The 19,673-nt window shown below is 70.1% G+C and carries 19 protein-coding genes; 14 read left to right on the top strand and 5 right to left on the bottom strand.

The features are described 5' to 3' along the window. Nucleotides 1–181: transposase (locus ABD264_RS11465; protein ID WP_344206150.1), on the top strand; the 181-nt coding region annotated here is incomplete at its 5' end. Here ABD264_RS11465 and ABD264_RS11460 read toward each other — a convergent pair. Both ABD264_RS11460 and ABD264_RS11455 read right to left on the bottom strand, forming a co-directional pair. Beyond that, nucleotides 164–577, bottom strand: a complete 414-nt coding sequence (locus ABD264_RS11460; protein ID WP_179229834.1) for a hypothetical protein — start codon at nucleotides 575–577, stop codon at nucleotides 164–166. The genes ABD264_RS11465 and ABD264_RS11460 overlap by 18 nt on opposite strands. Before the next feature lie 868 nt (nucleotides 578–1,445). Further along, nucleotides 1,446–1,985: a TetR/AcrR family transcriptional regulator gene (locus tag ABD264_RS11455; RefSeq protein WP_055084044.1), complete on the bottom strand. Its 540-nt coding sequence runs from the start codon at nucleotides 1,983–1,985 to the stop codon at nucleotides 1,446–1,448. Nucleotides 1,986–2,161: 176 nt separating this feature from the next. On the opposite strand from ABD264_RS11455, the gene ABD264_RS11450 reads away from it, so the two are divergent. From ABD264_RS11450 to ABD264_RS11395, 12 genes are all read left to right on the top strand, one after another. Next, nucleotides 2,162–3,676, top strand: a complete 1,515-nt coding sequence (locus ABD264_RS11450; protein WP_055084052.1) for an MFS transporter — start codon at nucleotides 2,162–2,164, stop codon at nucleotides 3,674–3,676. A 115-nt stretch (nucleotides 3,677–3,791) separates the two neighbouring features. After that, entirely contained in the window at nucleotides 3,792–4,094 is a 303-nt protein-coding gene (locus ABD264_RS11445; RefSeq protein WP_094393355.1) for an urease subunit gamma, read from the top strand. A gap of 63 nt (nucleotides 4,095–4,157) precedes the next feature. Then, nucleotides 4,158–4,589, top strand: a complete 432-nt coding sequence (locus tag ABD264_RS11440; RefSeq protein ID WP_055084040.1) for an urease subunit beta — start codon at nucleotides 4,158–4,160, stop codon at nucleotides 4,587–4,589. Between the two features lie 153 nt (nucleotides 4,590–4,742). Then, on the top strand, nucleotides 4,743–6,458 hold the full coding sequence (ureC, locus tag ABD264_RS11435; protein WP_055084038.1) for an urease subunit alpha: 1,716 nt from the start codon (nucleotides 4,743–4,745) through the stop codon (nucleotides 6,456–6,458). A 146-nt stretch (nucleotides 6,459–6,604) separates the two neighbouring features. Beyond that, nucleotides 6,605–7,219 carry an urease accessory protein UreE gene (ureE, locus tag ABD264_RS11430; protein WP_303106545.1) on the top strand — a complete coding sequence of 205 codons (615 nt, stop codon included), beginning with the start codon at nucleotides 6,605–6,607 and terminating at the stop codon, nucleotides 7,217–7,219. A gap of 4 nt (nucleotides 7,220–7,223) precedes the next feature. After that, nucleotides 7,224–7,928, top strand: coding sequence for an urease accessory protein UreF (locus tag ABD264_RS11425; RefSeq protein ID WP_295108213.1), 705 nt, complete (start codon nucleotides 7,224–7,226; stop codon nucleotides 7,926–7,928). Nucleotides 7,929–8,077: 149 nt separating this feature from the next. Further along, nucleotides 8,078–8,689, top strand: coding sequence for an urease accessory protein UreG (ureG, locus tag ABD264_RS11420; RefSeq protein WP_055084033.1), 612 nt, complete (start codon nucleotides 8,078–8,080; stop codon nucleotides 8,687–8,689). Between the two features lie 97 nt (nucleotides 8,690–8,786). Next, on the top strand, nucleotides 8,787–9,662 hold the full coding sequence (locus ABD264_RS11415; RefSeq protein ID WP_425554332.1) for an urease accessory protein UreD: 876 nt from the start codon (nucleotides 8,787–8,789) through the stop codon (nucleotides 9,660–9,662). Between the two features lie 25 nt (nucleotides 9,663–9,687). After that, the gene (locus tag ABD264_RS11410) at nucleotides 9,688–10,767 is read left to right on the top strand and encodes a HoxN/HupN/NixA family nickel/cobalt transporter (protein WP_344206144.1); all 1,080 of its coding nucleotides are present in this window, start codon (nucleotides 9,688–9,690) and stop codon (nucleotides 10,765–10,767) included. Nucleotides 10,768–10,996: 229 nt separating this feature from the next. Further along, on the top strand, nucleotides 10,997–12,367 hold the full coding sequence (locus ABD264_RS11405) for an NAD-dependent succinate-semialdehyde dehydrogenase (RefSeq protein WP_055084029.1): 1,371 nt from the start codon (nucleotides 10,997–10,999) through the stop codon (nucleotides 12,365–12,367). Between the two features lie 223 nt (nucleotides 12,368–12,590). Next, complete coding sequence (locus ABD264_RS11400; RefSeq protein ID WP_144943202.1) at nucleotides 12,591–13,115, top strand: mycothiol transferase; 525 nt, start codon at nucleotides 12,591–12,593, stop codon at nucleotides 13,113–13,115. 168 nt (nucleotides 13,116–13,283) lie between these two features. Beyond that, entirely contained in the window at nucleotides 13,284–15,089 is a 1,806-nt protein-coding gene (locus ABD264_RS11395) for a peptidoglycan DD-metalloendopeptidase family protein (protein WP_344206142.1), read from the top strand. Nucleotides 15,090–15,186: 97 nt separating this feature from the next. Here the strand turns inward: ABD264_RS11395 and ABD264_RS11390 are convergent, their stop codons facing one another. Further along, entirely contained in the window at nucleotides 15,187–16,470 is a 1,284-nt protein-coding gene (locus ABD264_RS11390; RefSeq protein WP_344206140.1) for a cytochrome P450, read from the bottom strand. 35 nt (nucleotides 16,471–16,505) lie between these two features. Next, nucleotides 16,506–17,729, bottom strand: coding sequence for an MFS transporter (locus ABD264_RS11385; RefSeq protein ID WP_344206138.1), 1,224 nt, complete (start codon nucleotides 17,727–17,729; stop codon nucleotides 16,506–16,508). Nucleotides 17,730–17,819: 90 nt separating this feature from the next. On the opposite strand from ABD264_RS11385, the gene ABD264_RS11380 reads away from it, so the two are divergent. Continuing rightward, entirely contained in the window at nucleotides 17,820–18,005 is a 186-nt protein-coding gene (locus tag ABD264_RS11380; RefSeq protein WP_290498950.1) for a hypothetical protein, read from the top strand. Between the two features lie 347 nt (nucleotides 18,006–18,352). Here ABD264_RS11380 and ABD264_RS11375 read toward each other — a convergent pair whose 3' ends face one another. Further along, nucleotides 18,353–19,666, bottom strand: a complete 1,314-nt coding sequence (locus ABD264_RS11375) for a DUF4097 family beta strand repeat-containing protein (RefSeq protein WP_344206135.1) — start codon at nucleotides 19,664–19,666, stop codon at nucleotides 18,353–18,355. Nucleotides 19,667–19,673: the final 7 nt, after the last annotated feature.

Genomic DNA, 19,673 nt, shown 5'->3' with positions numbered 1-19,673 from the left:
CTGCGACGTCCTGGCCTACTTCGACCGGCCGCGCACGAGCAACGGACCTACCGAAGCCGTGAACGGTCGCCTCGAGCACCTGCGTGGCCTGGCCCTCGGCTTCCGCAACCTCACCAACTACATCGCCAGATCGCTCCTGGAGACCGGCGGGTTCAGGCCGCGACTACACCCTGGATCCTGAAGAGCCGTCAAATAGAGTGACGGCCGCTCGTGCATGAAGGTATAGCATTCCCTCTTCGACTATCTGATGCCAGTGCTGCTCTCCGTCGCGGAGGTTGTCAAGTACTCGGATCGTCCCCGCTTCTTCATTTGTTAGTTTGATTGAGCTGTTCTGTATGCACCGCTTGATAGAAGCCTCCATGCCAATAGCCATGCGCTTTTTCTCGTCAAAAACAGTCTTATCTCCACTGGTAAGTAAGGCAGATTTCAACAACATTTCAAAAGCATGCTGAAGATGAAGGAGTACGCGAGTTATACGCGCATCATCGTCCAGGCCATTGAAAGCCACAACTCCCGTACGTAAGGAGGCAACAGCTTTAGCACGAAGGATGCGCACGTCGTATGACTCTTTGGGCATGCCTAGACGCTACCTGTGATCAGGCAGGATCCCTAGGAAGCACCATCCGTCAGGGGAGCGTTGCGCTTGAGTTGGTCATTTCCGTGGGATGTCTTGAGACGGTGAGCAAAGCATGCACCCGGCGGGCCTCGAAGCGTATGGGAGGCGGATTCATCCTGGACCCAAGCGCATGACCTGCAACCGAGCCGTGCCTAGCGACACGCCCTAGACATGCGGAAGGGCACCGCGCCAACGGTGCCCTATCCTGGGTTCTGGAACGAACAACTGAGTCCATTCTAGCGCCTGCGCCAACAGGTGCAATGGAGCGCCCAGCGATGGAAGACCTGGGTGGGGCCTGAGACGCGGTCCCGCATCAACATCACCAGCCGCCTCACACGCGGTGCTCCCCGGGTTAGAACCGGTTCTTTTTGCCGAGCGCACAGCCGGGGGCCGTCACCAGGGATCGCAAGACCTGGGCAGCGAAGGAGTGCCAAGCCCTACAGTGCCGCTCGTGGACAGCAGCCCTGCCACGAGGCGAGTACCGGAGCTGTGCGCACATGCCGCCACTGTCCACGAGTAATGCCGTGGGCCTTCTTCAACCACCCATGAGGTGGTCAACCGATGCGACCGATCGACCGACCGGGCTGATCCGCACGTGTTCAAGATGGCTTAGACGCTCCCCACCCCACCCTTCCTCACGAAGGTGCGCACCGGGAGTATCTAAGGCATCACCCTGCCCGGTCCTCCGGCCCGTCACGTGGCCGGGGGACCGGTGAACCAGGGGCGTGGTCGCGTGCGGGCGTCAAGGCCCCTTCCTCGTGTGCGGGGGAGTGGTGGTGCGGCGGCGTCGTCCTCAGCGCGACTACCGGTGCGTCGGGCGGGACGTGCCCTAGGGGGCAAGGCGCTCCAGCGACTCCAGGAGGCGCTCCAGGATCTGCCGCTTCTCCGCGCTGCTCTCCGGCAGCAGGCCCATGGACGCCTGCTGGTAGAGGCCGTCGCCCATGGCCTGGACGGCGGTGGCGACCACGGGATCCCCCACGTCCTCCAGCACCGCGTGGTACCAGTGCCGCTCCACGCGCGCGCACGTCTCCCGGGCGCCGGGCTCGCGGGCCTGGACCAGGCGGAACGCGACGCCCAGGCTGCGGTCCAGCGGGCTGTCCTCGTAGACCGACGTGGCGAGGAACTCGCGGGCGGCACCCCTGGGGGAGGCAGTGAGCCGGGAGAGGTCCTCCGCGGCCAGCTCCTCGCAGCGGGCCAGCGCGGCGTCCACGAGCGCCTGGCGATGTGGGAAGTGGTAGAGCAGCCCGCCCTTGGAGACGCCGGCCTGGGCGGCCACGGCGTCGAGGGTCGCGGCGCGCTCGCCCTCGGTGAGAACGAGGTGCTCGAACGCGGCGAGCAGCTTCTGGCGGGCTTCGGGTTTGCGGGGCATGGCGGTGGCGGACCTCACGGTGTGATGGGAATGCTTGCGGGCCGTGCGAGGTTAACTGTACCGTCTGGACGGTAAAGGCTGGTGAGGTGCCCCGTCCGCCGGGTCGGTACAAGGGTGTACGGCTCCCGCCGTCCCGTGCCGCAACCCGAATCCCAGGAGGTCCCGAGGTGTCCGTGATGGTCGAGGAACAGCGCAAGGCAGGTGCCCGCGAGTGGGGCGCACTGGCTGTTCTGATGCTCCCCGTGCTTCTGGTGTCCGTGAACAACACGGCCCTGAGCTTCGCGCTGCCCGCGATCTCCCAGGGGCTGCGACCCACCGGGGCCCAGCTGCTGTGGATCGTGGACGTCTACCCCCTGATCCTTGCGGCGCTGCTGATCCCCATGGGCAGCCTGGGGGACCGGATCGGGCGGCGGAAGATGCTCATCATCGGCTCCTCCGGCTTCGGAGCCGTCTCGCTGCTCGCCGCCTTCGCCCCGAGCGCCGAGTTCCTGCTGGCCGCACGCGTGGGCACCGCGATCTTCGGGTCCATGCTGCTGCCCACCACGCTGTCCCTGCTGCGCACGGTCTTCCGTGACGACCGCCAGCGCAGCCTGGCCATCGCCATCTGGACCGCCGGGTTCAGCGCGGGTGCCGGGCTCGGGCCCATTGCGGGCGGGTTCCTGCTCAACCACTTCTGGTGGGGCTCCGTGTTCCTGCTGGCCGTCCCGGCGCTGGTGGCGTTCCTGATTGCCGCGCCCCTGCTGCTGCCCGAGTCCAGGGACCCGAACCCGGGACCGGTGGATCCGGCGTCCATCGTGCTGGCCGTCGCCACCATGGCCCCCGTGGTCTACGGCATCAAGTCCCTCGCCATCGGCGGCTCGCCTCTGCACGGCGTCCTGTTCATCGCGGTGGGTGCACTGTGCGGGCTGCTCTTCGCGCGCCGCCAGGTGGTCAAGAACTACCCGATGCTGGACCTGCGCTTCTTCCGCAGCGCCCGCTTCTCCGGGGGCCTGTCCGTGAACATGGTTTCCAACGTGGCGCTGTTCGGCTTCCTGTTCTTCTTCACCCAGTACCTGCAGCTGGTCAACGGCATGGACCCCATGACCTCCGGGCTGCTCATGATCCCGGGCCTGCTGCTGTCCATCCTCACCGGCCTGGGCGCCGAGCGGATCGCGCGCGTGGTGGGGGTGCGCTCCGCGGTGGTGCTGGGCCTGCTGCTCGTGGCCGCGGGCTTCTTCGTGGTCGCCTTCACGGACCAGATGCAGTCCTCCGCGCCGATCCTCGTGGCGTTCACTGTCATGAGCGCCGGCACCGGTCTGGCGACGACGCTGTCCACGGACCTCGTGGTCTCATCCGTCCCCGAGTCCAAGGCGGGTGCGGCGTCGGCCGTGTCCGAGACCGGGTACGAGGTGGGGGCCGTCCTCGGCACCGCCGTGCTGGGCGGCCTGACCACCGCGTTCTACCAGGCGCACCTGGACCTGCCCGCCGCCGTGGGTGCAGACAGCGCGCAGGCCGCGCACGAGACGCTGGGCGGAGCCCTGGACGTGGCCGCCGAGTCCCCGCTGGGATCCGCGGTCGCCGACGCCGCCGTGGCCGCCTTCTCCGCGGGCATGCAGTGGACCTCGGTGTTCGGGGGGATTCTGGTCGCAGGGGTGGCGCTGGCCCTGTTCCGGGTCCTCCGGGCGGACCGCAGGGTGCGCCGGGCCGTCTGATCCCGGGGGCGCCCCGGGTGTGGAGGTACGCTGACCTCGCTCGTGTATCGCGGGGTAGCCAGCCCTCGACGCGAGCGGCGCACCGCACGAGCCGGCCGACCGGAGGGGATCCCGCATGCACCTGCAGCCCAAGGACCAGGAGAAGCTTCTGGTGGTGGTCGCCGCGGACCTCGCGCGCAGGCGTCAGGCGCGGGGGCTGAAGCTCAACTACCCGGAAGCCATCGCGATCATCACCTACGAGCTGCTCGAGGGCGCCCGCGACGGCCGCACCGTGGCGGACCTGATGAGCTGGGGCAGCACCATTCTCACCCGTGACGACGTCATGGAGGGCATCCCGGAGATGATCCCGGACGTCCAGGTGGAGGCCACGTTCCCGGACGGCACCAAGCTCGTGACCGTCCACGAGCCCATCCGGTGAGACCCGCCGTGCACTGCGCCGCACCGATCGCACCACCCACCGCAACCCCCGCGAGGAGCGCCCGTGACACCCGGTGAGTACGTCCTGGCCGAGACCCCCGTGGTCTGCAACGAGGGCCGCGAGGCCATCACACTGGAAGTCCTTAACCGCGGGGACCGCCCCGTGCAGGTGGGTTCGCACTTCCACTTCGCCGAGGCCAACCGGGCCCTGGATTTCGACCGGAACCGGGCCGTGGGCCGCCGCCTGGACATCCCCGCTGGCACCGCGGTGCGCCTCGAGCCAGGGGACTCCACCACGGTGCGGCTGATCCCGCTCGGCGGGGACCGCATCGTCTACGGGTTCCGGGACCTGATGGACGGCCCACTGGACGCCCACGAGCCGGCGTCCCTCGACGACGACACAGCGCCCGTCACCCCCGCCCGGCACCGTTCCGCGGCGGGGGACGCACCGCAGCCGCTGCGCGAACGCAAGGGCTTCTCCAACGAGACCCGCTGAGCCGGGCCGCCGCGCGGCGTCGTGCCCGGACGGGCGCCCGCCGGACAGACAGCACCGCAGCGGGACCACCGCCGCGGAACCGCAGGGGCCTGCGAGCGCTGTGACCACCAGCACCCCGAGACCACCCGCCCACCCCGAACGAGAAGGCCGACCATGAGCTTTGAGATGAGCAGGGAGCAGTACGCGAGCCTGTACGGGCCCACTACCGGGGACGCCGTGCGCCTGGCGGACACCGAACTCTTCGCACGGATCGAGAGGGACCTCACGACCCCCGGGGAGGAGGCCGTGTTCGGTGGCGGCAAGGTGGTCCGGGACGGGATGGGCCAGAACGGGCAGCTCGTGCGGGACGTCGGGATCCCGGACCTGGTGATCACGAACGTGGTGGTGATCGACTGGACGGGGATCTACAAGGCGGACGTGGCCGTGCGCGACGGTCACGTCCTGAAGATCGGCAAAGCCGGCAACCCCCACGTGATGAACGGTGTGGACATCGTGATCGGCGTGGCCACGGACGTGATCGCCGGTGAGGGCAAGATCCTCACGGCGGGCGGGATCGACTCCCACATCCACTTCATCAGCCCGGACCAGATCGAGACGGCGCTGGTCTCGGGGATCACCACGATGATCGGAGGCGGCACGGGACCGAGCGAGTCCTCCAAGGCCACCACGATCACCCCGGGCGAGTGGAACATCCACAACATGCTGCGCTCGTTCGAGGAGTTCCCCATGAACTTCGGGATCCTGGGCAAGGGCCACGGCTCGTCCATCTCGCCCATGGCGGAGCAGATCCGGGCCGGGGCGATCGGGCTGAAGGTCCACGAGGACTGGGGCGCCACGCCGTCGTCCATCAACACGTCCCTGCAGGTGGCGGACGAGTACGACGTCCAGGTGGCCATCCACACGGACACCCTCAACGAGGCGGGTTTCGTGGAGGACACCCGCGCGGCCATCGCGGGGCGCGTGATCCACACGTTCCACACGGAGGGCGCGGGCGGTGGGCACGCGCCGGACATCATCGAGCTCGCGCAGGACCCGAACATCCTGCCGGCGTCCACGAACCCCACGCTGCCGTACACGCGCAACACCATCGAGGAGCACCTGGACATGCTCATGGTGTGCCACCACCTCAACCCGGACATCCCCGAGGACGTGGCGTTCGCGGACTCGCGCATCCGCAAGGAGACCATCGCGGCGGAGGACGTGCTGCAGGACATGGGGATCTTCTCGATGACCTCCTCGGACTCACAGGCCATGGGTCGTGTGGGGGAGGTGGTGCTGCGCTCGTGGCAGGTCGCGGACTCCATGAAGCGTCAGCGCGGGCCCCTGCCGCAGGACGAGGGCACGGGCGCGGACAACCACCGGATCAAGCGGTTCATCTCCAAGTACACGATCAACCCGGCGATCGCCCACGGCATCTCGCACGCGGTGGGCTCCGTGGAGGAGGGCAAGTTCGCGGACCTGGTGCTGTGGGAGCCCAAGTTCTTCGGGGTGAAGCCGGACCTGGTCATCAAGGGAGGGCAGATGGTGCACGGCGTGATGGGCGATCCGAACGCGTCCATCCCCACCCCGCAGCCCCGCTGGTACCGCAAGGCGTTCGGGGCGTACGGCAAGGCCGCCGCGCGCTCGTCCATCACGTTCATGTCCCAGGCATCCATCCGGGCGGGCGTGCCACGCTCGCTCGGGCTGGAGAAGGTGGTGCGCGAGTGCCGCGACATCCGCACCCTGACCAAGGCGGACATGAAGTTCAACGGCGAGACCCCGCAGCTGCGCGTGGACCCGGAGACCTACGAGGTGCGCGTGGAGGGAACTCCCGTGAGCTGCGAGCCCCGGGACGAGCTGCCCATGGCGCAGCGCTACTTCCTGTTCTGACGCCACACCGGCTCCGGTCACGACGACGACGACGCCGCACGGCCCGGTCCGCACGCCCGTCCCGTTCGCGGTCGTTCCGGCCGCGGCCGGCGGCTTCGGCCACGCAGCCCCGCACCACGACATTCGACAGCGAAGGGAGAGCACCCGTGATCGTCACCGAGATCCTGGGCAACATCCATGAGGAGAGCGGCCGCGAGCTGGTGGTCGGCAGACACGTCGAGAAGGTGGTGCTGCCCAGCACCGAGCTGGTGAAGCGCATCCAGCGGCTGAGCACCGACCACGACCGCGAGATCGGTCTCCGCCTGCCCACCGGCGCACCGGATCTGAAGGACGGGGACGTCGTCGCCGTCGAGGATGCGACGGAGGTTGCGGAGGTCGGCGCCGGGGAGGGCCACGGGTACGCGGCCGTGGACGGGCGAGGCCACGACGCCGCGGACGGCACCGACGTCGCGGACACCGCCGGGCACCACAGCCACGCGGGGTCCGGGCGGGGCAACGCCATCGTGGTCCAGGTGCTGCCCACGGACGTGCTGGTGATCGGGGCGCGGTCCATCACGGAGATGGCGTTCGTGGCGCACAGCCTGGGCAACCGGCACCTGCAGGCGCAGTTCTTCGACGAGGACAGCGAGTACGGGGCGCAGGTGATGGTGGTGCAGTACGACCACACCGTCCAGGACTTCCTGGAGCACCACGGTGTCCCGTACTCCCGCCAGGAACGGGTCATGCCGGTGCCCTTCCGCCACGCCGAGCACACGCACTGAGACCGTGGTGGAGCCGAGTCTGAGCGGTGTCCTGGGGCTGATGCAGCTCACGGACTCTGCGCTGCCCACCGGGGCGTTCAGCCACTCGCTGGGCTTTGAGACGTACATGCACGCGGAGCAGCTGGAGGACCGGGAGTCGTTCTCCGCGTGGCTGGAGATGTTCGTGGACCAGCAGCTCACGCACACGGACGCGCTCGCCGTCCGGCTGGTCTACGCGGCCGAGGACTTCGAGCGGGTCGAGGATCTGGACGACCTCGTGACCGTCCAGGCCCTGCCCCGGCAGATCCGCGAGGGCGGGATGACCATGGGCGGGCGGCTGCTGAGCATCGGGGCCCGCAGCTACCCTGGCGAGTGGGTTCAGCGCTACGAGCAGGGGGTTGTGGAGGAGCGGCTGCACGGTCACCAGGCCACGGTGTGGGGCGTGCTCGCCCGGGAGCTCGGCGTTCCCGAGGACACGGCCGTGGCCTCGCACGTGTACGCCACGGTGATCTCCCTGACGCAGAACGCGGTGCGCGGCATCCCTCTGGGGCAGAACACCGGCCAGGCGGTGATCCGTGACGCGCAGGACTGGGTGGGGCGCGCCGTCGCCGTCTCCCGGGACCTCGTGGCGCAGGGGATCGCCGAGGAGGTGCTCGGCGCTGTGGCCCCCGGGCTGGAGATCGCGCAGATGAACCACGAGCGGCAGCGGGCCAGGCTCTTCATGAGCTGAGGCCGACGACGACGCGCGGCCGGGAGGGGCGCCCCGGGCCGGTTCACCCGGGACCGGCAGCAACGCACGAACCGCACGGCCGCATGAACCGGCGGAACGCACGACACGTCATGGGAACCAGAAGCACGACGAGCAGCAGGAGGAACAGCATGGACCCCGTCATCATCGGTGTGGGAGGCCCCGTGGGAGCGGGCAAGACGCAGCTCGTGGAGCGCATCACGCGAGCCATGAGCCAGGAGATCTCCATGGCCGCGATCACCAACGACATCTACACGATCGAGGACGCCAAGATCCTCGCGCGCAACTCGGTGCTTCCGGAGGAGCGGATCATCGGCCTGGAGACCGGTGGCTGTCCGCACACAGCGATCCGCGAGGACACTTCCATGAACGAGGCCGCGATCGAGCAGCTGAAGAAGCGATTCCCTGACCTGCAGGTGATCTTCGTGGAGTCCGGCGGGGACAACCTCTCCGCGACGTTCAGCCCGGAGCTCGTGGACTTCTCGATCTACGTGATCGACGTGGCGCAGGGGGAGAAGATCCCGCGCAAGGCCGGGCAGGGGATGATCAAGTCTGACCTGTTCATCATCAACAAGACGGACCTTGCCCCCCACGTGGGTGCGGACCTGGGCGTGATGGAGGAGGACTCCAAGGTCTTCCGCAAGGACAAGCCGTTCGCGTTCACCAACCTCAAGACGGACGAGGGGCTCGAGCGCGTCCAGGAGTGGCTCCGCAACGACGTCCTGATGCTCGATCTTGCCTGAGCCCTCCGAGGCTCCGGGCACGACGACGCCGCTCGGGCAGCATGCCCCGTCCGCGCCGGTGCACGGGGCTGGGAGCGCGGGAGCGCGGTCGTCCCGGATACGGAGCCTGGCCGAGACCGAGTGGACGGGGCAGCTGCGGCTGGGCGTCGCCGAGCGGGACGGCCGGTCCTACGCGGCCCGGCAGTTCCACGAGGGCGCTCTGCGGGTGCTGCGTCCGCACTACCTGGACCACTCCGGGCAGGTGACCTACACGGTGATCAATCCCGGGGGCGCGTACTTCGGGGCGGACGCCTACCTGCTGGACGTCGTCGTGGAGCGGGGCGCGTCCCTGGCGCTGACCACCCAGTCCGCGACCAAGGTCTACCGCACTCCGCAGGGCCCCGCCACGCAGGAGATGACCGTGCGGCTGGGCCCCGGCAGCGTGCTGGATTACGTGCCGGACCAGCTGATCGTCTACCGCGGCGGGTCCTACATCCAGCGCACGCGTGTGGACATGGATCCCACGGCATCCCTGGTGCTGGCGGAGATCGTCACGCCCGGGTGGTCACCGTCCGGGGAGTCCTTCGCGTACGACGAGCTGCGGATGCGCACCGAGGTGCGGGTGCTGCCGCCGGATCCCGCCGCCCGCCCGCGGCGCCTGGTCGTCGACCAGCTGCGGATCCGCCCGGACGCGCACGGGGACCTGACCGGCGTGGGGTTCATGGAGGGCCGCAGCCACACGGGGCAGCTGCTGCTCGCGGACGCGCGCCTGGACGATGACCTCTGCGAGCGCCTCACCGAGCTCGTGGATGCGTCCGACACCCACTCCGGGATCACGCGCGCGGGCGCCGGGGAGCCGTACGGTGTGCGGTGCGTGTGCGTTCGCTCGCTCGCGGACTCCACGGAGGCCGTCGCGGCGCTGCACCGAGCCGTGGTGGACGAGCTCCATGAGCGCTGGCGCGGGCAGGCACCGCTGCGGCTGCGCAAGTACTGACCAGCACCACCCACCGAGGAGAACAGTGTCCACCACGTTCCACCCCACGTTCTACCGTCGCTATGTCACGGACCGGCACACCCTGCCGCTGCGCGCGCGGGTGGGGTTCACGCTCGCCGCGGTGGCCGCCCTGCACCTGCTCGCGTTCGCGCTGCTGGCGACGGCACTCGCTCCCGGTGCGCAGCCGCTGGCCCTGGGCGTGGTGCTCACCGCGTACGCAGCGGGCATGAAGCACAGCTACGACTGGGACCACATCTCCGCGATCGACAACACCACCCGCAAATTCGTCTCCGAGGGCATGAACCCGGCGAGCGTGGGCTTCGCGTTCAGTCTGGGGCACTCCCTGGTCGTGACACTCGCCGGGACCATGGTGGTGGCGGGGGCGCAGTTCGTGAGCGGGGCGTTCGAGGACGGCAGCTCCGCCAACCACGTGCTCGGGCTGATCGGCGCGGGTGTCTCCGGGGTGTACCTGCTGGTGCTGGGGCTCTACAACGCGAGCATCTCGGTGGGGTTGGCCCGGGGCCGGTCCACCGCGCACCAGCACTCTGCCGTGGGCGCGCGGGGCGACGGCGCAGCGGATGACGGCGGCTGGGGGCTCGTCTCCCGCCTGCTGCGCAAGCCGCTGCAGCGGGTGCGCCGCCCGCGGGACATCTTCGTGCTGGGCTTCCTCTTCGGCCTCGGGTTCGACACCGCCACCACGATCGGCCTGCTGCTGCTCACCGTCTCCGCGTCCCTGGCCGGAGTGCCGGCACTCGCGCTGCTGGGTCTGCCCGTGGCCTTCACCGCCGCGATGACCCTGTGCGACACCCTCAACGGGCTGGGCATGATGAAGCTCTACTCCAACGCCCTCACGCAGGCGGGCACCCGGCGCCGCTTCAACGCCACCGTCACCGTGATCTCCGCGGTCTCCGCGCTGTTCGTCGCCACGATCACCCTGGGTGGCTTCTTTCACGACCTCCTGGGGCTGGAGGACCCGGCGACGACGGCGCTCGCGGAGATCGACCTCGGCCAGGCCGGGCTCGCGCTCATCGCCGTCTTCGCGCTCGTGTGGCTGCGCTTCTGGTGGGTGGGGCGCCGGGAGCCCGGGACGGCGTCGTCGACGTAGTTCCGGCGTCTCCCGCCAGCCGCGTCAGGCGCGGGACACCGCCGCGTGCAGCCCCAGGTACGCGCACGCGGAGGGCACGGGCACCCTTCCAGCGCTACGGGGCGGCGTCGTCCGGCTGCTCCGGGCGCGGCCCGCGCGCCGGGAATCTTTCCCCCGGGGGCCGGTGTTGAAACCGGTGAAGGGGTCGCGCGACGACCCCCGAAGAGAATCCGCGACAGAAGGAGACCTCATGGCTTACCGCACAGAGAACCCCGCCACCGGCGTCGTCGAGCAGGAGTTCACCTCTCTCACGGACGCGGATGTCGCCCGCGCCGTCGAGCGCGCGGACGCCGCATTCACGTCGTGGCGCAAGACCCCCGCGGAACAGCGCGCGGCGGCACTGGCCGCTGTGGCGGACGCGTTCCAGGAGCGCGGGGACGAGCTGGCCCGCGTGATCAGCACCGAGATGGGCAAGCCGTTCGCGCAGGCCCAGGGCGAGGTGGCACTGTCTTCCTCGATCTACCGCTGGTACGCGGACCACGGGCCCGCGCTGCTGCAGGAGGAGACCCTGGACGTGGGCGACAGCGCGAAGTCCGTGGTCGTCACCGATCCCGTGGGTGTGCTCATGGGTGTCATGCCCTGGAACTTCCCGCAGTACCAGGTGGCCCGTTTCGCGGCCCCGAACCTCATGCTGGGCAACACCATCCTGCTCAAGCACGCGTCCATCTGTGCCCGCACGGCGGAGCTCATCGAGGAGATCCTGCACGCCGCGGGCATCCCCGAGGACGCCTACATCAACCTGTTCGTGAGCACGGACCAGATCACGGACGTCGTGGCGGACCCGCGCGTTCGCGGCGTCTCCCTCACGGGCAGCGAGGGTGCTGGCAAGGCCGTGGCGACCACCGCCGCGCAGAACCTCAAGAAGAGCGTGCTCGAGCTGGGCGGCTCGGACCCGCTGGTCGTGCTCGACGACGTGGACGTCTCGAAGACCGCGAAGACCGTGGCCACCGCCCGCATGAGCAACGCGGGCCAGGCCTGCAACTCGCCCAAGCGGATCTTCGTGCCCGCGGGCATGTTCGACGAGTTCGTGAAGGTGGTCGTGGAGACCGTCGAGGCCATGACGGTGGGCAACCCCCTCGAGGACGGGACCGACGTCGGCCCGCTGTCCTCGGTCCAGGGTCGCGACGACGCCGTGGCCCAGGTGGAGCGCGCCGTGGAACAGGGCGCCACTCTGCACACCGGTGGCAAGGCCCTTGACAAGGACGGCGCCTGGATGTCCCCGGCCGTCCTCACCGGCGTGACCCGCGAGATGGACGCCTTCAAGGAGGAGATCTTCGGCCCCGTGGCCGTCGTCTACTCCTACGACTCCGTGGACGAGGCCGTGGAGCTCGCCAACGACTCGTCCTTCGGGCTCTCCGGTTCCGTGTGGAGCTCCGACGTCGCGAAGGCCGAGGAGATCGCCCGCCAGCTCGAGGTGGGCATGACCTACGTCAACGAGCACGGCACCACCAAGGCCGGGCTGCCCTTCGGCGGCGTGCGCCGCTCCGGCTACGGCCGCGAGCTGGGCCGCTGGGGCTTCGGCGAGTTCGCGAACACCAAGCTGGTGCGCGTGGCGGGCTGACCCCCGACTCTCAGTGAACGGTCCTGCGGCCGGCCCCGGTGTGTCCGGGGCCGGCCGTTGCTATGCGGCGTTGTCGCCCCTTACGCTCCCGGCGTCCTGCGGTCCCGCGGCGCCCTCTCATCTCCGGCACCCCTCCCGCCCGCGGCGCCGCGACCGTACAGTGGGGTGCAGGACGCACGACGTAGAACACACGGCGCCGGGACCCGGCGCGGAACGGAGGACCATGAGCGCCCAGGACCTGATGGCCGATGCCGCGAGGCGCCCGGTGGACGCCGCGGAGGCGGCTCTGGAGGGGATCTCCTCGACCGTGCTGAACACGATGCCGGAGAAGACCCACAACTCGATCGCGTGGCTCGTGTGGCACGCGGCGCGGCAGCAGGACGTGCAGGTCGCGCAGCTGTGCGGCTCGGAGCAGGTCTGGACGGCGGAGGGCTGGAACAACTCCTTCGACCTGGACCGTTCCAGCGCGGACTCCGGCTTCGGAGACACCCCCGAGGACGTGGCGAAGGTGCGGGTCTCGGACCCCGGGCTGCTGCTCGGCTACCTGCGGGCCGTGTGCTGCGGGACGGCCACGTACGTGCGTGGCCTCTCCCAGGAGGATCTGGACGAGGTGATCGACGAGTCGTGGGATCCGCCCGTGACCCGGGGAATGCGCATTGTCTCCACCGTGATCGACGCCGCCGAGCATGTGGGCCAGGCGGCCTACGTCCGCGGGCTCGTGGACGAGGACTGGTCCGGTAAGTACTGACACGAGATGTCATCTGTAGATGCAACTACATATAGACCTGGACCTCGCCTAGACTGGCGCCACTGACCACCGGCCCGCGGGCTCACAGCGCCGGGGTTCCTCCCGGGAGACTCGATCACACTTATGGCTCGTTCACGCGCACGTTCCTCTGCGGTCAAGAAGCCCTCGATGGCGCTGACCGTCTTCACCTCTTTCTCACTGCTCGTGGCCGTGAGCGTTGCCGTGAGCAACGGCACCGCCACGGCTCCCTGGCAGCCGGCCATGGCGCACGACGCGCAGGGGCCGCAGCAGGTGGGAACCTCCGGTGAGCCCGGGGGCGCGGGGGACGACGCCGCCGCGCAGCCGGTTCGCGCGTCCCTGTTCGCCTCCGTGGCGGACCAGGCCGCGATCGACGAGTCCAAGGTTGTCCCGGCGTCGTTCTCGGTGGCGGGCAGCGCCGCCCCGAACGCGGAGGGCGGGGCGGCATCCTCTCCGGCGTCGTCCACCGGCTCCACGGGCGGGGGCAACGGAGTCTCGTCTCTGGCGCCCTCCACGCACGCTCCCGCGACGTTCGAGGGCAAGCTCCCGGTCAATACGCTGATCGCCCCGGCCCAGCCGGTGACCGTTCTGAAGGGCGGCGAGTTCGGGTGGCGCACCGCCCCGGACACCGGGCAGTACGAGCTCCACAACGGCACGGACATCTCCGCGCCCGAGGGCACCCCCGTCGTCGCCGCGCTGGACGGCACCGTCACCGCCGTCTTCTGGGACGTGTGGGGCGGCAACCGTGTGGAGGTCTCCCACGCGAACGGCATGAAGACCACCTACAACCACCTGAGCAAGGTCATGGTGCGCGTGGGCGACTCCCTGAAAGCATCCGAGCAACTGGGTGAGGTGGGTCAGACCGGCCTGCGTGTGACCGGTCCGCACCTGCACTTCGAGACGTGGGTGGACGGCAAGGTGGTGGACGCCCAGTCCTTCGACTGGGAGACCGGCAAGGGCATCATCAAGGCGTCCCGTGCGCCGTACTCCACGCAGGACGAGAACTCCGTCCAGCCCAAGACCGATCCGAACGCCAAGCCCGGCACGGACCTCGGCCCCCTCCCGGACACTGCTGGCCTGCCGGCCGCGGACAAGGAGCGCGTCACCGCGCTGCGGAACAAGAAGCCCGCCGACCAGAAGACCGGCGGCGCGGGCAAGGGGCAGGGCCAGAGCGGCAAGAACACCACGTCCACGTCCGGCGGACAGCAGGGCAAGCAGACGACGGAGAAGGGGAAGATCAACGCGTCCGGTGGGCAGACGGGCACACAGTCCACGGGCAAGGGAAAGACCACTGCGCCCGGTGGCGGTTCCGGGGCGACGACGCCCTCGACGGGGACCGGGGACTCCGACGGGAACAAGCACCGGGAGACGTCGAAGCCGACTGCCGCGGCCACCTCGACCCCGGCTCCGACCAAGACCGTCAAACCTGCGGTCACCCCGGCACCCACCACCACCCCCGCGCCGTCGCAGACGCCTGCGCCCACCAAGACCCCGGTGCCCACCAAAACGCCCGATCCGAAGCCCACGACGGATCCCGTGCCCACCCCGGGCGTCACCGGGCAGCCGACGGGCGAGGTCAACCCGCTGACCGCGAACGTCACCGAGCTGACCACGCTGCAGCAGCTGCAGCAGCGCACCCAGTGGGTGCTCACGTCGCAGATGGTGCTGACCCCGGCGGAGCAGTTCGGGCCCCAGACGGTGCTGAACTCGAACCTGACGGCGGTCGATGCGCGGCTGATCGAACTCGGCCTCGACAAGCAGAGCCCGGACTTCGCGGCTCAGCTGCACAAGACCCAGCTCTCGGTCGCGGCGGCCTCCAAGACGCCCACGAACACGAAGCTCACCGCAGCGGCCACGACCGACCTGAAGGTGCTTCAGCAGCTGCTCGCCGCGGTGAAGCCGTACCAGGCGGGTGCAGCCCCCGGCGCTGGCGTGCCCGCGGTGCCCGGGAAGTAGCCCCCGCACGAATCTGCCAGAGCAGCGGGCCCCGCGCAGCGAGTTGTCGCCGTGCGGGGCCCGTTGTCGTGAGAACGAGGGGTCGCGGGAGCGAGGGTCAGGCGGCGCGCACGCGCACCCCGGTGACGGGGCGGGTCAGCATGTGGGTCCAGGAGAAGGTGAGGTCGTCCTGGTCGCTGGGCAGCTGCACCTCCGGGCGGCACAGTGCCACCACGGCCGCGGAGAGCGAGGTGACCGCGATCTTCTCCCCGGGGCAGCGGTGGCCCGTGCGGACGTCCGCCCCGCCCTGGGGGATGAACGTGGTGATCGCCTCGGCGTCCTCCACGCCCAGGAAGCGCTCGGGGTCGAACGTCGCGGCGCGGTCCCACGAGGCCGGATCGGTGTTGGTGCCCAGGATGTCCAGGAGCACCCGCTGGCCCTTGTGCACGGGGCACCCCTGGATCTCGGTGTCCTGGGTGGCCTCCGCCGGGAGCATCGGCACGAACGGGTAGACGCGGCGGACCTCCTGCGCGAAGGCGACGGCCTCCGGGACGTCCACCAGTGCGCCGTCGTGCTCCTCCGACGCCCTGCGGATGCGCTCGACCCACTCGGGGTGCTCCGCCAGCGCGGTGGCCGCGAACGCCGCGAAGCGCGCCACCGCCACGTTGGGCCGGGTCAGGTTCTGCAGCTCGATGCCCGCGGTCCTAGCGTCCACGAGCGCACCGTTCTCGTCCATGAGCCGGGCCATGTGGGCCAGCACCGAGTCCTCGGGCGCGGCGACCTTCCCGGCGCGCACGTCCCGGATCAGCGCCGCGAACCGGCGGTCCAGGGCGATCCGGTCCAGGCGGGAGACCAGGTGCACGGCGGGACGGCCGAAGGTGTCCAGCAGGCGGCTCATGCGGTGCGACCAGCGGTCCATCTCCCGCGTGCTCCAGGGGATCCCCGCCCAGCGGAAGGAGGCGCGGCCGAAGGCGGTGGCGGTGCTGTCGTAGACGTTGTCACCCTTCCGCCACCGGGTCACCAGGGCCTCGAGCTCCTCGGCCACGAACGGCTTGTACGCGGCCACCCGCTCGTCCTCGTAGGCCATGTCCGCGAGCTGGTTCTTGCGCACGGAGTGGGCCTCGCCGTCGAGACCGTGGACGGCCCCCGCCCCGAAGAGGGGCCCCTTCACGACGCCGGGCATCGCGCCGTCGCGCCGCACGCGGGACGTGTCGTAGAAGAGCTGGACGCCCTCCTCCCCGCGGACCAGCACGGTCTGCTTGCCCAGCAGCGGCATGCGGACGGGGCAGCCCGAGTCCGAGGAGAGGCCCGCGCGGCGTCGGACGCGGGAGGCGAAGAGGTAGCCGGAGCGCAGCAGCGAGAGACCCTGCTCGGAACGTGTCTGGGCGAACTGTGAAGTCATCCCACCAGTATGGGAGGTCTGGCTGACCGTCCCGTTCACGCGCGAGGGTGCACCCGCAGGGCACCGGCGAAGAGGAACGCGAAGACACCCATGACCGGGAAGACGAACAGGGCGGTGCGCAGTCCGGCGGCGTCCGCGAGCATCCCCACGAGCGGGGGCGAGACCATGAAGACGATGCGCATGCACCAGCTGACCAGAGTGAGCCCCGTACCCGGTTTCAGGCCGGGCGCGCGGTCCGCGGCGGCGTAGGCGTTCGGGACCATGGTGGCGCAGCCGAAGCCCGCCAGCGCGAAGCCCACCAGGGCCACCCACGGTGCCGGCGCCAGGGCGACGGCGCCGAGGCCCACGAAGATCAGCACGCCGCCCAGCCGTGTCACGAGCACCGCGCCGAGCGCGTCGATGAGCCGGTCGCCCAGGATGCGCCCCACGAACTGCGCGCCCACCAGGCTCACGTAGCCCAGGCCCACCATGCTCACGGGGGCGCCGAGCACGTCCCTGAGGTAGACGGCGGACCAGTTGGAGCCGACGTCCTCCACGAGCACCCCGGACATGGCGACGACGGCGATGGGCAGCAGGGCGAGCAGCGCCCAGCCCGTGCCGCGGGGCAGTTTGGGGAGACCTGCGGTGTCCACGGAGACGTGCTCGGCCTGGATGGCGGCGTGCTCCTCGGGGTCGTCCGGGACGGCCCAGCGCATGGCCACCGCGGCCGTGGCGGCAAAGATCGCACCGCTGATCATGAAGTGCCACACCAGGGGCAGGCCCGTGGCCGCCGCGGCGGTGCCCATGAGCCCGCCGATACCCGCTCCCACGCTCCACAGTGCGTGCATGGAGTTGATGATCGAGTTCCCCGCGAGCCGCTGGACGCGAAGGCCCTGGGCATTCTGGGCGGTGTCCACCACGGCGTCGAGCATGCCGGCGATCAGCAGCCCCACCCAGAACACGGCCACGAGCGGGACCGATCCCGCGACGAACACGGCGGTGGCCAGCAGCACGGTGCCCACCACGGCCACGCGGGCCGTTCCAAAGCGCCGCAGGATCGGAGCGGGCAGCGGACCTGCCACCACGCCGCCGATGGGGAACGCGATCAGGGCGAAGCCGTACATCGCGTTGGACAGTTCGAACGTGTCCTTGATCTCGGGCAGCCGGGGCAGCAGGTTGGAGAAGATCGCGCCGTTCGTGAGGAACAGCAGGGACACGGCGATCCGTGCCCTGCTGATGCGGGCGCGGTCCATGGGGGCGGCAGGCTGGGGAGCTCTCACCGGACCAGGCTACGGGCAGGCAGTGGTGTGACGCACACTGCTGGTCGCAGTACGGGGCCCACGATTCACCTGATAATTTTTGCAAAAATCATGAGAGAAGGACCCGGGGACACCACGGCTGAGACTGCCCCCACGCGCAAGAAATCCATCGCATGGCTCGTGCCGGCAACCCTGGGCGCCGGCGCCCAGGCCCTGAGCATGGTCACCGGATCGATCGGTGCGTACACCGCATCCACCACCAACAGCGCCGGGGCGGGTCTTCGCCTACCCATTTGACGACACGAGGTCCGCGACTCTGGTGGACGGCAGCATCAGCACCACCGCCTCCTCCAACGTGACGTCCGGGAACACGGCTACGGCGTGCATGCACGACACCGCGGGCTACCTGGAGTTCGCCGGGAACACGAGCAGCCCCTCGACCGGGAGCCCTACGTGGGGCCTCCGGCAAGCGGCACCACGTGGTCGCCACCGAGATTCCGCCGCTGGCCTCAGATCCCCCCACGTGGACCGTGTGCTCGTGGGCAGCGCTCCTGCCACCGGAACGCGGGAGATGTATTACCCCGCCCTCCGACGGATCGGGTGCACCCGTATGGACACCTGGCCGGACGCACCGGCCGGGAGTTCTAGTTCTCGCGAGCCGGTGAGTCGGAGTCGGACTCTGTGGTGTCCTGCTCCGGCTGGTCGTCGCGGTCCTGCCGGGTGCCGGAGGAGCGCCAGCCGTCGTGCCAGGCGTGCATCCACCCGGAGTCCTTCACGCCCATGGGCGTGCCCTGGAGGTAGAGGCAGGGCGTGCCGTTCGGGGCCGTCTTGCACACGGTGTCCGCGTCGTGACCGTGCCCGGTCGCGCTCTCGGCCCCGGGTGCCGTCGACGCCCCGGAAGCAGCCGACGACGTCGCCCGCGGACTCTCCGACGCAACGGGACTCGACACCGTGCCGGGGCTCGCGGGCGAACCGCCGCTCGGCGCCACCCGGGGTGTGGCCGAGGAGGACGGCTCTGCCGTCGCGAACAGGGACGGGGTGCTGACCTCGGAGGGCAGGGGGCTGTCGTCGTACGTCCCGTAGTACTCCAGGGACGAATCGTCCGTGGGGTCCGCCGGGTCCGACCCCGCCGGGTCCGTGGTCACCGGGTGGCGCGGGTCGGTGAAGTCCTTCTGGCTGCCCTGCGGGTACCAGTAATCCGCGGTGGGCATGGTCACGCCGTAGGAGCCGGAGCCCGCCGTGACCGAGGCACGCTTCGGGGAGGTGCCCTGGGTGTCAACGAGCACCATGCCGGTGTCCGTGTGGGCGTCCAGCCGGTCACTCACGTGCGCGCCGTCCAGCAGCACCCGCCCGTTCGTCGAGCGGGCGTCCACCGTGGCGGCCTCCAGATCGTTGGCCTCCACCGAACCGGTGTCGGTCTTCGCGAGGACGTCCTTGAAGGTGCCCTCCACGAACAGGGCATTCGTGGTGCCCTGCAGGTCCAGGGAGACCGGTGCGGAGTCCTCGGGAACGGTGACGGAGACGCTGCGGTTCGAGGACCCTCCCAGGCCCCAGCCGGTGGCGGTGGCGCCGAGGTCCAGGGACAGGGCGCCGTCGTGCAGGGCGGGGGAAGGGGCACGGTCCGGGATGTTGATTCCGGCCTCGGACCACAGCACCTGCACGCGGTCCGCGGTGGAGCTGGTGTGGACGTAGACAGCGGCGTCGGCCGCGTCCACGTGGATGGTCTTGACGGTGGCGGGCGCGGTCCAGGACCCGTTGTGCTCCTGCGTCAGCGCGAGCGCCCCGGTGACGCCCGCGCCGCCGACCAGCAGGCCGATCGCGACCACCCCGCCCACCACGGCGGTGGCGGTGTTCCACGCCCGGCGCTCGCCGCAGGGGAGGGGCCGGTTCTGACGGGGGTCCTGCGCGGGATGGGAACCGGGGTCCGGCGTGGCCGGGGAGGGAGTGTGTGTGCTCATGACGTGT

The sequence above is a fragment of the Kocuria salsicia genome (assembly GCF_039532055.1).
GTDB classification, from domain to species: domain Bacteria; phylum Actinomycetota; class Actinomycetes; order Actinomycetales; family Micrococcaceae; genus Kocuria; species Kocuria salsicia.
Note: the sequence above shows the minus strand (reverse complement) of the source record. Positions and strands in the feature narration are given on the sequence as shown.

Excerpts from the sequence above, each read along its gene's own strand:
- ABD264_RS11460 (WP_179229834.1), bottom strand. The coding sequence starts at position 577 with ATGCCCAAAGAGTCATACGACGTGCGCATCCTTCGTGCTAAAGCTGTT.
- ABD264_RS11455 (WP_055084044.1), bottom strand. The coding sequence starts at position 1,985 with ATGCCCCGCAAACCCGAAGCCCGCCAGAAGCTGCTCGCCGCGTTCGAG.
- ABD264_RS11450 (WP_055084052.1), top strand. The coding sequence starts at position 2,162 with ATGGTCGAGGAACAGCGCAAGGCAGGTGCCCGCGAGTGGGGCGCACTG.
- ABD264_RS11445 (WP_094393355.1), top strand. The coding sequence starts at position 3,792 with ATGCACCTGCAGCCCAAGGACCAGGAGAAGCTTCTGGTGGTGGTCGCC.
- ureC (WP_055084038.1), top strand. The coding sequence starts at position 4,743 with ATGAGCTTTGAGATGAGCAGGGAGCAGTACGCGAGCCTGTACGGGCCC.
- ureG (WP_055084033.1), top strand. The coding sequence starts at position 8,078 with ATGGACCCCGTCATCATCGGTGTGGGAGGCCCCGTGGGAGCGGGCAAG.
- ABD264_RS11405 (WP_055084029.1), top strand. The coding sequence starts at position 10,997 with ATGGCTTACCGCACAGAGAACCCCGCCACCGGCGTCGTCGAGCAGGAG.
- ABD264_RS11400 (WP_144943202.1), top strand. The coding sequence starts at position 12,591 with ATGAGCGCCCAGGACCTGATGGCCGATGCCGCGAGGCGCCCGGTGGAC.
- ABD264_RS11395 (WP_344206142.1), top strand. The coding sequence starts at position 13,284 with ATGGCGCTGACCGTCTTCACCTCTTTCTCACTGCTCGTGGCCGTGAGC.
- ABD264_RS11390 (WP_344206140.1), bottom strand. The coding sequence starts at position 16,470 with ATGACTTCACAGTTCGCCCAGACACGTTCCGAGCAGGGTCTCTCGCTG.
- ABD264_RS11380 (WP_290498950.1), top strand. The coding sequence starts at position 17,820 with ATGAGAGAAGGACCCGGGGACACCACGGCTGAGACTGCCCCCACGCGC.
- ABD264_RS11375 (WP_344206135.1), bottom strand. The coding sequence starts at position 19,666 with ATGAGCACACACACTCCCTCCCCGGCCACGCCGGACCCCGGTTCCCAT.